Raw genomic sequence first — 12,945 nt, forward strand, 5'->3', positions numbered from 1 at the left:
CTGGGCGCGAAGATCGCCCGCGTGTGGGTGAATGACCCCGCCGGGCAAGTCCTTCGAGCCCAGGCAACCGCCGGCGCCGATCCGAACGTCGAGCACATGGTGAGCCAATTCTCCACGATCCCGTATGGGCATGGGGTGGTCTGGGGCGTGCTCAACTCACGGGCGCCGGAATACCTCCGAGACATCCAGCAGGACTCGCGCCTGTTGAACCGACCATTCATCGAGGATACCGGTGGTCACGCCTTCGCCGGGCTACCGCTCCTCATCGGTGCAGATGTGGTCGGCGTCCTCGCGCTCCTCTTCGGTGAGCGGCGGCAGTTCACGCGCGAAGAAAAGAAGCTCATGCGCCTTCTGGCCGACCAGGCGGCCATCGCCATCCACAACGCCCGACTCTTCGACGAGACGGCGAGGGGCCGTCGCGCGGCGGAGAGCCTGACGGACGTCGGACGGCTCATCTCGCAATCGCTCAACGTCGGGGAAGTGGCTCAACTGGTCGCCGACAGCGTCCGCGCGCTGCTCAGCGTCCAATCTTCAGCTCTCTATCGGCTGGAGTCGGAGTCCGGAGACTTGGTGGCGCTGGCGTCCTCTGGCGACGTCGGGCCGACGTTCGGTCGGAACCTGGTCTTTCCCTCGGGGACGGGCGTCGCCGGTATCGCGGTTCGCGAACGTCAGGCGATCATCACCCCGAACCTCCTCAGCGATCCTCGCGTGGTGCTCTCGCCAGAGGTGCGGGCGCGCATCGAGGCGACCTCGTATCGCGCGGTTCTCGCCGTGCCCTTGATCGTGCGCGATCGCATCATCGGGGCGCTCGGCATTGGAGACCGGGCGGGGCGGAGGTTCGAGCAGGAGGAAATCCGGTTGGCGCAGGTCTTTGCGGACCAAGCGGCCATCGCGCTCGAGAACGCCCGGCTCTTCGAGCAGGTCGTCCGTGAGCGCCAACGCTTGGACAGTCTCTACGGCGTGACACGGCGGCTGGCCGCCGTCCACGAACCCGATCAGATCCTCAACGTGATCGTGCTCGAGGCTGCCCGGCTCCTGGGCGCAGACGCCGCGGCCTTGCGTCTCGTCGAGGGAGACGACATCGTACTTCGCGCGCAAACCGAATCGGCCGTGCCCATTCAATTCCGGCACCGGTTGCGCGTCGGTGAGAGCCTGTCCGGGCGTGCGGTGGCCACGGGCCAGCCCGTGGTCGTCGCGGACCTGGCCGAAGACACCCGGTACGACCCGGTGCATAAGCGCAATGCCCTGGTGCTCGGCTTCCATGGCTTTCTGGCCGTGCCGCTCCAGACGGCGGAGACCAAAATCGGCGCGCTGATGGTGTATACGCGGACCATCCGACGCTTCACGCCTGACGACATCTCGCTCCTCACCGCGTTAGCCGACCACGCGTCGCTGGCGATCGACAAGGATCGGCTCTTGAGCGAGCGCGCACGCGTGAACGAGACCCTCCGTCAGAGCGAGAAGCTCGCGAGCCTGGCGCACCTACTGGCCGGTGTCGCCCATGAGCTGAACAACCCCTTGGCGGTGATCGTGGGGTACTCGCAGCTCCTCCAGCGAACGGTGGCGTCGCCGTCGACCGCGCAGCAGTTGCAACGCATCGTGGAGGCCACCGATCGCTGCGTCAATATCGTCCGCAACTTCCTGGCCTTGGCTCGGCAGGAACCGCCGGCTCGCCAGTGGGTGGATCTCACCAAGATCGTGCGGGAGGCGGCCGATCTCTTTGTGTACCCCTTCCGCACGGACGGCGTCAAGATGACGCTGGACCTCGATGAGGATGTGCCCCCGATCTGGGCCGATCCGCATCAGCTCAAGCAAGTCCTGGTCAACCTCTTGTCCAACGCCCACCACGCGGTGGCGCAGACGCAGGGGCAGCGAGGCGTGACAGTGCGCTCACACGTTGATCGCCCGCGAGGTCGGGTGTGTCTCGCCGTCAGCGATACGGGACCCGGCATCCCTCCAGAGATTCGATCACGCGTGTTCGATCCGTTCTTCACCACCAAGCCGGTGGGGCAGGGGACGGGCTTGGGGCTCTCGTTGTGTCACGCGATCGTGGATGCGCACGAGGGTTCGATCCGCGTCGGGGAGACTTCTGGCACCGGCACGACGATGCTGGTTGAGATTCCGATCGGAGCAGCGCCCGGTGACAGGAGCGAAGCGGCCGCCGTCGATCCGTCGTCGATTCCCGAGCGTAAGACCATTCTCGTGGTCGACGATGAACCCGCCCTTGTGGCGTTACTGACCGACACGCTCACCAGGGATGGGCATCGCGTCGAGACGGCCAGCAACGGCGCCCTCGCGCTCGAAAGGCTCAGCGCCGCGCCCTACGACGTGATCTTGTGCGACGTCAAAATGCCGGTGCTGGACGGTCAGGAGCTCCATCGGAGATTGCAACGAAGTCGTCCTGAGTTGGTTTCTCGGCTGGTGTTCATCACGGGCGATTCGCTCAGCCCGGACACGTCGGCGTTTCTTGAGCGGACTCGGCTCCCCGTGTTGATGAAGCCGTTTCATGTGGACGACGTGCGCCGCGTGGTCCACCGCGTCGGGCAGGCGCCATAGCGCCGCGTCAGCCGATCGCCACCTTCGTCACGGTGTGCCGGCGCACGGCCGGCAGGACCTCCGCCGCGAACCGCCGGATCGGGTTCACGAACATCTCGTGGGGCATGGCGCCCTGGTTGAACTGCAGGAGCAGCGTGCCGGCGCCGAGGGCGTCGGCGAGCCCGATCAGCGCGTCGCGCACGTCGGCGGGCGCGCCCCAGCAGAGCCTCTCGTTGCGCTTCAGATCCTCCATGGTCACGCGCCGGAAGCCCTGGAGCGCGCGCAGGAAGTCGTCGCGATTCTCGGGCCGCAGCCAGCCGAGGCCCTCCTCGCGCACGTAGCCGCTCTGCCGCTGCGCGCCGACGTTGAAGAGGTTGCCGTGGCTGAACAACGTGTGGAAGAAGTAGAGCATGTAGGTCGGCGCGAGCTCGTCCGAGATCAGCTTGAAGAACGTGCTCTTGCCGGCCCCGTTCGGGCCGATGATCGCGCGGAGCTCGCCGGGCGGGACCTCGAAGTCCACGGCGTCGACCGCCAGCAGGCTCCCGAAGCTCCTGGTCAGGCGCTCGGTCCGCAGCCGGGCGGGCGCCGTCACGCGAGATCCGGGGTCGTCGGCATGACCGGGAAAATAGCACGCCCGCGGGCGACGCGGCAGCCATGCGTGCGGCGCGTCCTGATATAGTTCCCGCCATGGCCCGCTACGGCCGGGCGGTCGTGCGCGCGGACCTCGATAGCGATGTCGCGGGAGGCTCGTGATGCGTTCCTCTTCCCCCGATCGGTTCGTCTCTCGACGTCGATTCGTGACGACCGCCGCCGCGACCCTCGCCGCGGTCGGGCTCGCCGGCCGACTGCCCGCTCAGGTTCCGGCCGTCCAGGACCCGACCGATCTGACGCTTCGCCAGGCCTCGGAGGCGCTGCGCCGTGGACGGGTGTCGTCCGTGGACCTGACCCGGGCCTGCCTCGTCAGGATCGACAGGTATCAGGGCGCGCTGAACGCGTTCATCACGGTGACGCCGGGGCCCGCGCTGGCTCAGGCGCGTGCCCTCGACGACGAGCTGCGAAACGGAAAGTGGCGTGGGGTGCTTCACGGCATCCCCATCGCGCTGAAGGACAACTTCGACACCGCCGGCGTGCGGACCACCGCCGCCAGCGCCCTGTTCGCCGATCGCGTTCCGTCTGCAGACGCGGAGGTCGTGCGGAGGCTCAAGGCCGCGGGTGTGGTGCTGCTGGGGAAGCTGAACATGGACGAATTCGCCGCGGGCGGCAATTCGACGATCACGTACTTCGGTCCCGTGCACAACCCGTGGGCCCTGGACCGATCCGCCGGCGGATCGTCGGGGGGCTCGGGTGCCGCGGTCGCCGCCGGACTCTGTTTCGGCGCCCTCGGCACCGATACGACGGGGTCCCTTCGGATCCCCGCCGCGTTCTGCGGGGTGGTCGGCCTCAAGCCGACGTATGGCCGGGTCAGCGCTCAGGGCGTCATTCCACTCTCCTGGACGCTCGATCACGTCGGGACGATCGCGAGAACCGTCGAGGATACGGCGCTGCTCCTCCAGGCGATCGCGGGCCACGACCCATCCGACCTGGCGAGCGCCAACGTTCCGGTGCCGGATTACGTGACGGGCTCGACGATGACGACGGCCGGCCTGCGCCTCGGAGTGCCCCGCGCGCACTTCTACGACAAGCTCGACGCGGAGGTCGCCGAGGCCGTCCAGCGGGCGATCGAGGTCCTGCGTGGGCTCGTGGCAAGCGTCCGCGACGTCCAGCTTCCACCCCTCATGACCGCTCCGCAGGTCGTGGCGGAGGAGATGGCCGCCTACCACGCGGATTGGTTCGCGAAGGCGTCACACCTCTACCAACTGCCGACCCGCCGCAGCCTCGAGCAGTGGGCGAAGCTCCCCGCGGTCGATTACGTTCTGGCGCGGCGGGAGATCGACCAGCTGCGACAGGAGGCCTCCAAGATCTTCACGGGCGTCGACTTGCTCGTGACACCGACGGTCAAGATTCAACCGCGGACGATCGAGGAAAGCATCAAGCGAGCCGAGTCGGAGCGCCCGTTTCCGCCCGAGCCGGGCGACACCAGCGCGTTCAACGTCCTCGGCCTGCCGGCGATCTCCGTCCCGTGCGGGTTCACGAAGGCCGGTCTGCCGATCGGGCTGCAGATCGTCGGCGCGCGCTTCGACGAAGCGCGCGTGCTCGCGATGGCGCACGCCTACGAGCGGGCGACCGAGTGGCACAAGCGGCGGCCACGCCTGCCCGGTGACGGCGGCACGTGACATAGTTTCCGCCATGCCCCGTTACGACCTCGCGGTCCTCGGCGGCACCGTCGTCGTCCCGTACGTCGGTGCGCTCCGGTGCGACGTGGGCGTCCGCGACGGCCGCGTCGCCGCGCTCGCCGACGCGATCGCCCCCGCGGAGGCGGGCGCCGTCGTGGACGCGCGCGGCAAGCTCGTGCTCCCGGGCGCGGTGGACTCGCACTTCCACATCGGCATCTACCGCGATCTCGCCCACGACGCCGAAAGCGAGACGCGCTCGGCGCTCGTCGGCGGCGTCACGACGGTGCTGAGCTACTTCCGGACGGGCCAGCACTATCTCAACAAGACCGGGCCGTACCGGACGATCTTCCCCGAAGTCGTGGCGGCGACCGCCGGCCACGCGCACGCGGACTTCGGCTACCACATCGGCATCATGACGTCGGCGCAGCTCGACGAGGTGGACTGGCTCGTCGCGGAGCAAGGGGTCGGCTCGTTCAAGTACTACATGTTCTACAAGGGACTGAACCTCACGTCGGACTCGACCCGCGGCACGGACTACACGATGTCCGACGTCTACGACCTCGGCCACCTCTATCGCCTCATGGCCGAGGTGGCGGCGGCCTCCGCGAAGCACGGCGCGCGCGGGCGCGTGTCGCTCTCGCTCCACTGCGAGCAGGCCGAGCTGATCCGCGTCTTCATCGAGGAGGTGAAACGCGCGGGGCCGGGCGGGCTCGAGGGCTACCACCGGTCCCGGCCGCCCCTCAGCGAGCGGCTCTCGATCGCCGAGGCGATGGTGCTGGCCGACGCGACGCGCTGCCCGGTGAACCTGCTCCACCTCTCGAGCGCCGAGGCCGTGGCGGCGGGGACGCAGGGCCGCCGAGAATACCCGCACCTCGACATCCGGCTCGAGACGACGGTGCACCATCTCGCCCTCACGCACGCGACGGCGCACGGGATCCTCGGCAAGGTGAACCCGCCGATCCGCACGGAGGCCGACCGCGAGGCGCTCTGGCGGGCGGTGCTCGACGGGCGGATCGACACGGTCGTGAGCGACCACGCGTGCTGCGCCGAGGAGGACAAGCAGCGCGACCTCTGGGCGGCGCTGCCCGGGTTCGGCGGCACGGCGCTGCTCTACCCGTACCTCGTCTCCGAGGGACTGAAGCGCGGTCTGTCGCTCGCGCGCATCGCCGAGCTCGCGAGCGCGAACCCGGCGCGCGCCTTCGGCCTCTACCCCAAGAAGGGCGCGCTCGCCGTCGGCGCCGACGCCGACCTCGTCGTGCTCGACCCTGAGCGCGAGCAGGTCGTGACTCCCGCGCTGCTCCAGTCGGCGCAGGACTTCACGCCGTTCGCCGGCCTGCGGGTGCGCGGCTGGCCCACCCACACGGTGCTCCACGGCGAGGTCGTGTTCGAGAACGGCAAGGTGCGGGGCCGGCCGGCGGGCCGATACCTCCCGCGGCCGGCCGGCTGAGCTAGGCTTTCTTCTTGGCGGCGGCGGAACGGGCCGGACAGACCTTGTGGTACCACGTCGAGCCGAGCTTCACGTGATTACCGTTCTTCCGGATCGTGCGCTTGCACTTGGGGCACGTGCCCATCGAGGGGCTCCTTTGGGATTCCGATTCGGCGCTCGGCTATTATAGCAAGGCCTCCGAGGAGGGAGCCGGTGACCGACTGCGTCTTTTGCCGCATCATCGCGCGCCAGCAGCCCGCGGACATCGAGTACGAGGACGACGCGGTGCTCGCCTTCAAGGACATCTACCCGAAGGCCCCGGTGCACGTCCTGATCGTCCCGAAGCGCCACATCACGTCGGTGATGGCGATGGAGAGCGCGGACGCCGAGGCGCTCGGCCGCTGCCTGCTCGCGGCGAAGAGCCTCGGCGAGGCGAAGGGCTTCGGCGAGCGAGGCTACCGCCTGCGCGTGAACTGCGGGCCGGAGGGCGGGCAGGTGGTCGATCACGTCCACGTCCATTTCCTCGCGGGCGGCCGTTCGAGCGGTGGCTAGCCACTTCATCGACTACCAGCTCTTCGGCGACCAGTTCTCGACGCCGGAGATCCGCGCGGTGTTCGACGAGCGGACGATGCTCCAGCTCTGGCTCGACGTCGAGGCCGCGCTCGCCGGCGCCCAGGCGGACCTGCACCTGATCCCGCGGGAGGACGCCGACGCGATCGCGCGCGCCGCGCGCGTGGAGAAGCTCGACCTCCCCGCGATTAAGCGCGACCTCGCGGTCACGGCCCACCCGATCGTCCCCGTCGTGCGCGACCTCGCGCGGGTCGCCGGCGACGCCGGCCGCTGGGTGCACTGGGGCGCCACGACCCAGGATATGATCGACACGGGCATGGTGCTTCAGCTGAAGGCCACGCACGCGATCCTCCGGCGCGATCTGGTGACGCTCACGCGGACGCTCGGCGCGCGCTCGAGCGCCTGGGCCTCGGCGTGCCGTTGATCGCGTGGCACGCTTCGCGCGACACGATCACCGAGTTCGTGACGCTCCTGGCGCTCCTCGGCGGGACGCTGGCGCGCATCGCGAACGAGGTCATCCAGCTCCAGCGCTCCGAGATCATGGAGCTCGAGGAGCCCTTCGCGCACGGCAAGGTGGGCAGCTCGACGATGCCGCACAAGCGCAACCCCGCGCACGCGGAGCGCATCGTCGCGATCAGGCGCCTCCTGCGGGGCGCGGCGGCGACGGCGCTCGAGACGACTGTGGCGGCCCACGAGCGCGACATGAGCGTCGGACGGGCCGAGTGGGTGCTGGTGCCCGAAGCGGCGTGTCTCGCCGCCGCGGCGCTCCACTGGTCGCTCGTCGTCACGCGGGGCCTCCGCGTCAACGTCGAGCGGATGCGCGAGAACCTCGGCCGGCTCGGCGGGCTCCTCCTGTCGGAGGCGGTCATGCTCCGGCTCGGCGAATCGCTTAGCCGCAACGCGGCGCACGACCTCGTGTACGACGCCGCGATGGCCGCGTTCGAGGGCAAGGGGAGCTTCCGCGACCTCCTGCTCGCCGACCCGCGGGCGGCCGCCGCGCTCGACGGGGACGAGCTCGACCGGCTGCTCGACCCGACCGCCTACACGGGCCTCGCCGGCGCGTTCGTGGACCGGGTGGTGCGGGAAGCGCGGAAGCTCGCGGACTAGGCGGACGCACCCGCCGCGGCGGGCTTCGACTCGAGCGGGAACCCGGCGTTGGCCCAGCTGCCGAGCCCGCCCTTCAGGATCCTCACGTTCTTGAATCCGAGCTGTCGCAGGAGGTGCGCCACACGGGCGCTCGTCGCCTCGTCGGGTCAGGTGCAGTAGGCGACGACCGTCCGGCCGAGGTCGACCTCGAATGAGATCCCGCTCTGGAGCTGGGTCGCCGTGACGTGGCGCGATCCCGGAATCCTCACGGGGCTCTTCGCGTAGGCGCCCTCGTCGCGCACGTCGAGGATCGTCGGCCGCTCCGCGGCGCTCTCGAGGAGCCGCACGACCTCCGACGGCCGGATCCGGAAGCGGTTGCGGCGCCAGCGCAGCCCGAACATGACGCCGTAGGCGCCGGCGCTCAGCACGATGACCGTGACGGCGACGGTCGCCCACGGGAACGGCTGCGGCGGCGGGTTCTTGGCCTCGGCGGTCATCCGTCGCACGTCGGGGAGCTCGGGCAGGAGACGGTTCGCCTCGGCGAAGTGCCGCTCGGCGCGCGCGTAGTTCCCCGCGAAGAAGTCGCGGAGCCCCGCGTGCCACGCGGCGTTGAAGCGGCTCGTCTCGTCCAGCGGGACCTCGGTGCCCTTGAGGAAGTCGCGGACGGCGGTGGACGGGATCACGAAGTTGAAGCCCTGGACGATGCCGCCCTCGTCGCCCTCGCCCGTCGTGACGAACGTCACCACGCCGAGGACGCCGCCCCCGGACGTCACCGCGGGACCGCCGCTGTTGCCCCATGCGGCGGGCGCGTCGGTCTGGATCACGGGCTGGTTGGCGCGGTCCTGCTTGAAGCCGGAGATCGCGCCGTTCGTCACCGAGGCTTCCATCTTCGCCGACGCGTTCAGGAGCTCGTGGCTCAGCACGACGCCCGGGAAGCCCAGGATGTGGATCTTGTCACCGATCTGCGCGTTCGAGATGTCGGCCAGCGCGAGCGTGGGCATGTCGGCCGCCTCGAGCTTGAGGAGCGCCAGGTCGCGGCCCGACATGTCCTCGCCGGCCACGGGCGGGCTGTACTTGACGACGACCGCGGGGAGGCGGATGCCGTTGGAGAGGATGACGTAGATCGACGGCTCGAGCTTGACCTTCGCCCGCGCGGCGACCGATGCGAGCGCCTGCGGGTCGAGCTCGCCGCACGCCTCGCGCGCGGCCCGCCGCGCGAGCTGCTCCTCGGACGTCCGGCGCGGCTTGTGGGCGGACGACACGACGTGAGCGTTCGTGAGCATCCAGCCGCTCGGCGCGATGAACCAGCCCGTGCCCGTCTCGCGAAGCGGCTGGGGCGAGACGCGCTTTTCCCCGCCGACGCCACAGCTCACGCTGACCTCGCCCGCGACCTCCGCGATGACCAGGGCGACCGCCGGCTTGGCGCGGAGCAGCGCCTCCTGCAGCGACGGCTCGGCCGCGAGGCCCGGACCGGGTGCCAGCAGCGCAAGGAAGAGGATCGCGAGCGCGCGACGCATCGACGGGATTATAGCGACAAAGCGAAGGCTCCAGGGGTTGCCCCCTGGAGCCTTGGTGATCACGAGTGTTGCGGCTCTTACTTCAGGATCTTGATGGCGGCTTCGGCCTTCGCCTTCGCCTCCGTCATGTTGCCGGCCTTGCACGCGGCCTCGGCCTCGCGGACCAGCTTCGAGGCCTCTACGCCACGCGGCGCCTGGGTGTCCTGACCGCGCGGCGCCTGAACGTCCTGACCACGCGGAGCCTGGGTGTCCTGTTTGCCGCGCGGGGCCTGAACGTCCTGGCCACGCGGAGCCTGGGTGTCTTGACCGCGCGCGCCCGCGAGAGTGCGCGGGGCCTGGACATCCTGTTGCCGCGGCGCCTGGGTGTCCTGGCCGCGGGCGCCGGCCAGCGTGCGCGGAGCCTGCACATTGTCGGTCTTGGCGACCTTCTTGAGCAGGTCCTTCGCCTGAGCGACCTCTCCGGGGCAGGACGCCTGCTGCGCCTCCGCTACCGGCGCCAGCACGCCGAACATCGCGACACTCATGATCACTGCCAGAAATCTCTTCATCGTTCCCCCGTTCCGTCCGGTTTGTTGAAGTGCTCTGCTACCTGACCGCCGCCAGATCCCTTCTGGGTCCTCTCTTCCTCCGACCCCCCTTTCGCCGCGCAGTATTCGGTCGAACCTGAGTCTGGGAAGTCTCGAGGCTTAGACTGAGCAAGGCCACTGCCAACGCATCGTCGATTCGGAACGGTACTGATATCAGCAGGTTAGATACGCCAAGCCCCTTGAGGCGGCGGCGATGTGCCCGAGGCCAGACCCGCGGTCGGTCTGGCATTCTGCCCGTCATGCGATCACCCCTGTGGTACGCTCGCTGGCGCTTATGCGCTCTCTGGCGCGACACGCGCCTGTGTTGCTTCTCCTTCTCATGGTGACGAGCGCGTGCAGCATCACGAGCCCGGGGAAGCCGACGGCTCAGGCGACAGCCCCGACCTCACCGCCGACCCTCAGGGTTCTGACCAACGGTGTGCGCGTCCTGGTCCAGGAGTTCGAATCGAGCGAAGTGGTCGCCCTCCAGTTGTGGGTCGGCGCGGGCGGCCGCGACGAGGCGCCCGCGGAGCTCGGGCTCGCTCACTACCTCGAGCACATGCTGTTCAAGGGCACCACGCTGCGAGTCCCGGGCTTCATCGAGCGCGAGGTGGAGGGTGTGGGCGGCGGGATCAACGCGGGCACGTCGCTCGACTTCACCTACTACCACACCGTGCTCCCCGCGTCGCGTGCCGCGGCGGGCGTCGAGCTGCTCGCCGACATCAGCGTGAACTCGACGCTCGATCCGACCGCGCTCGAGCTCGAGAAGCGTGTCGTGCTGGAGGAGATGCGGCTCGGAGAGGACAACCCGCGGCAGTTCATGTTCCGCCGGCTCTACGAGGTGCTGTTCGAGGGCCACCCCTATGGCCGCCCGACGATCGGCACGCCCGAGCTCGTGCGCGGTCTGACGCGCGACACGCTCATGGCCTTCTACCGCCACCATTACGTGCCCGAGGCGTTCGTGCTGGTCGTCGTCGGCCCGGTGAAGACTGGGGACGTCGTCGCGGTCGCCCAGCGGACGTTCGGCCGGCTGCCGCGGAGCGGGTTCCAGCGCCTGCCCCTTCCGGCGCCCGCGGCGCTCCGCGCGAAGCGCCTCGACGTCGAGCGCCCGGGCGCGCAGGCCTACCTCGGCCTCGGCTGGATCGGCCCCAAGCTCGATCACGCCGACACGCCCGCCGTGGACCTGCTGGTCTCCATCGTCGGCGAGTCGGGCTCGTCTCGGCTCACGCAGTCGCTCCGCGAGCGGCTGGCCCTCGTGAGCTCGATCGACGCGCGCTACACCGCGCTCGCGGCCGCAGGAGTCATCTCGGTGACGGCCCAGCTCGACCCGGCCAACCTGGCGCGCGCCGAAGCGGAAGTCCTCGGCGAGATCCGGCGGCTGCGGGAGAGGGGAGTGTCACCCGAGGAGCTCCGGCGCGCCATCACCGCGGCCGAGGCGAGCCACGCGTTTTCCGTCGAGACCGCCGAGGGGCGGGCGCGGGCCTACGGTCGGGCCGAGACGACCTGGAGCCTCGACGAAGAGCTCGCGTACGTGGATCGGCTCCGCTCGGTGACGCCCGAGCAGATCCGCGCGGCAGCGCGCCGCTACCTCGATCCCGAGCGCTACGGCCGTCTGGCCTTCGTCCCACCGGGGAAATGAACATGCCGCCGGTGCTCGCCGCGTGCGCGCTCTCGGCGCTCGTGCTGGTGGTGGCACCCGCCGCCACGGCGGCGCCGTCGGTGTCGCGGCACGTCCTCGAGGACGGGCTGACGGTCCTGGTGCGCGAGAATTCCGCCGCCCCCGTCGTCGCCGTCTCGCTCCAGGTGCGCGCGGGCTCGCGGTTCGAGACCGCGGAGCAGGCGGGTATCACGAACTTCCTGCTCCGGACCATGATCCGCGGGACGCGGAAGCGCTCGGCGGTCCAGCTCGCCGAGGCCGCCGAAGGGCTCGGGGGCAGCCTCGAGGCGTCGGGCGAGGTCGAGGCCGCCGAGCTCCGCGCTCAGGCGCTCTCGCGGAACTGGGAAGCGCTGCTCGACCTCGTCGCCGAGGTGGTGCGGGAGCCGGCCTTCCCGCCGGAGGAGATCGAGCGTGAACGCCGCCTCCTGCTGAGCCAGCTCCAGACGCGCGCGGACACGCCGTTCCCTTTGAGCTTCGACACCCTGCTGCGCGACCTGTACGCGGGCCACCCGTACGGCTGGCCCAGCCTCGGCATCCGGGCGAGCGTGGAGCGGCTCCAGCGCGAGGCGCTCCTCGCGCACTACCGCGAGGCCTTCCGGCCCGAGCGCGTGGTCCTCGCCGTGAGCGGCCTGGTGCCGCGCGAGCGCGTCGTCAAGGTCGCCGAGCGCCTGTTCGGCGGGCTTCCGCGCTCGGGTGCCCCGACGGTCGAGCCGCCGCCCGTGCCGGCCGCGGCGGGCGGGCGACGCGTCCTCGAGCGGCCCGCGCAGCAAGCGCAGGTCCTGGTCGGCTATCTCGGCCCGGGCCTCCGAGACCCGGACTATCCCGCGGTCCGCGTGCTCGCCACGGTGCTCGGGGGCGGCATGTCCGGGCGGCTCTTCGTCGAGATCCGGGACAAGCGCGGGCTCGCGTACTCGCTCGGAGTCCTCACGCCGTACCGGACGGGGGCCGCGTTCTTCGTCGCCTACCTGGGAACCGCGCGCCCGAACGCCGCGGCGGCCGAGGCGGCGGTCCTCCAGGAGATCGAACGGATCCGCACCGCGCCCGTGACCCCGGAAGAGCTCGCGCGGGCGAAGGCGTACCTGCTCGGGCGCCTCGCGCTCGATCGGCGGACGAACGCGCGCCAGGCGTGGTACCTCGCGTTCTTCGAGGCGACCGGCGCGGGATGGGACTTCCCCGAGCGATACGCGAAGGCGGTCGAGGCGGTGACCGCGGCGGACCTGGCGGCGGTCGCGGGCCGCTACCTCGTCCGGCCGACCATCGTCGTCCTGACACCCCCGGAGCGCTGATGCTGCCGCTCAAGGACGACGTGCCGAGC

Annotated in this window: 13 protein-coding genes; 8 read left to right on the top strand and 5 right to left on the bottom strand. The window is 70.3% G+C overall.

Annotated features, from left to right (window positions below):
- The coding region (locus VKG64_13030; protein HKB25964.1) for a GAF domain-containing protein at window positions 1–2,556 on the top strand (2,556 nt) is incomplete at its 5' end.
- 7 nt (window positions 2,557–2,563) lie between these two features.
- Here VKG64_13030 and VKG64_13035 read toward each other — a convergent pair.
- Window positions 2,564–3,127 carry an ATP-binding cassette domain-containing protein gene (locus tag VKG64_13035; protein HKB25965.1) on the bottom strand — a complete coding sequence of 188 codons (564 nt, stop codon included), beginning with the start codon at window positions 3,125–3,127 and terminating at the stop codon, window positions 2,564–2,566.
- Between the two features lie 205 nt (window positions 3,128–3,332).
- On the opposite strand from VKG64_13035, the gene VKG64_13040 reads away from it, so the two are divergent.
- Together VKG64_13040 and VKG64_13045 are read left to right on the top strand one after the other, a co-directional pair.
- A complete protein-coding gene (locus VKG64_13040) occupies window positions 3,333–4,808 on the top strand; it encodes an amidase (GenBank protein HKB25966.1) in 1,476 nt (491 codons plus the stop codon).
- Window positions 4,809–4,821: 13 nt separating this feature from the next.
- Window positions 4,822–6,255, top strand: coding sequence for a dihydroorotase family protein (locus tag VKG64_13045; GenBank protein HKB25967.1), 1,434 nt, complete (start codon window positions 4,822–4,824; stop codon window positions 6,253–6,255).
- Window position 6,256: 1 nt separating this feature from the next.
- On the opposite strand, the gene VKG64_13050 is transcribed toward VKG64_13045, so the two are convergent.
- Complete coding sequence (locus VKG64_13050) at window positions 6,257–6,379, bottom strand: hypothetical protein (protein HKB25968.1); 123 nt, start codon at window positions 6,377–6,379, stop codon at window positions 6,257–6,259.
- A gap of 68 nt (window positions 6,380–6,447) precedes the next feature.
- Between VKG64_13050 and VKG64_13055 the strand changes: the two genes are divergently transcribed.
- From VKG64_13055 to VKG64_13065, 3 genes are read left to right on the top strand one after another with little or no spacing between them, the layout of a single operon-like run.
- A complete protein-coding gene (locus tag VKG64_13055) occupies window positions 6,448–6,786 on the top strand; it encodes a histidine triad nucleotide-binding protein (protein HKB25969.1) in 339 nt (112 codons plus the stop codon).
- Window positions 6,779–7,228, top strand: coding sequence for a lyase family protein (locus VKG64_13060; GenBank protein ID HKB25970.1), 450 nt, complete (start codon window positions 6,779–6,781; stop codon window positions 7,226–7,228). The genes VKG64_13055 and VKG64_13060 overlap by 8 nt, the downstream gene beginning before the upstream one ends.
- Window positions 7,219–7,911, top strand: coding sequence for a lyase family protein (locus tag VKG64_13065; protein ID HKB25971.1), 693 nt, complete (start codon window positions 7,219–7,221; stop codon window positions 7,909–7,911). Before VKG64_13060 ends, VKG64_13065 begins: the two co-directional genes overlap by 10 nt.
- Here VKG64_13065 and VKG64_13070 read toward each other — a convergent pair.
- From VKG64_13070 to VKG64_13080, 3 genes are all read right to left on the bottom strand, one after another.
- Window positions 7,908–8,033, bottom strand: coding sequence for a rhodanese-like domain-containing protein (locus tag VKG64_13070; protein HKB25972.1), 126 nt, complete (start codon window positions 8,031–8,033; stop codon window positions 7,908–7,910). The two genes, VKG64_13065 and VKG64_13070, sit on opposite strands and share 4 nt — an antisense overlap.
- A gap of 24 nt (window positions 8,034–8,057) precedes the next feature.
- The gene (locus VKG64_13075) at window positions 8,058–9,407 is read right to left on the bottom strand and encodes a trypsin-like peptidase domain-containing protein (GenBank protein ID HKB25973.1); all 1,350 of its coding nucleotides are present in this window, start codon (window positions 9,405–9,407) and stop codon (window positions 8,058–8,060) included.
- Between the two features lie 77 nt (window positions 9,408–9,484).
- On the bottom strand, window positions 9,485–9,955 hold the full coding sequence (locus VKG64_13080) for a hypothetical protein (GenBank protein HKB25974.1): 471 nt from the start codon (window positions 9,953–9,955) through the stop codon (window positions 9,485–9,487).
- Between the two features lie 457 nt (window positions 9,956–10,412).
- On the opposite strand from VKG64_13080, the gene VKG64_13085 reads away from it, so the two are divergent.
- Window positions 10,413–11,612, top strand: a complete 1,200-nt coding sequence (locus VKG64_13085; protein HKB25975.1) for a pitrilysin family protein — start codon at window positions 10,413–10,415, stop codon at window positions 11,610–11,612.
- A 2-nt stretch (window positions 11,613–11,614) separates the two neighbouring features.
- Window positions 11,615–12,916: a pitrilysin family protein gene (locus VKG64_13090; protein ID HKB25976.1), complete on the top strand. Its 1,302-nt coding sequence runs from the start codon at window positions 11,615–11,617 to the stop codon at window positions 12,914–12,916.
- Window positions 12,917–12,945: the final 29 nt, after the last annotated feature.

It is taken from the genome of Candidatus Methylomirabilota bacterium, assembly GCA_035260325.1.
Taxonomy (GTDB): domain Bacteria; phylum Methylomirabilota; class Methylomirabilia; order Rokubacteriales; family CSP1-6; genus AR19.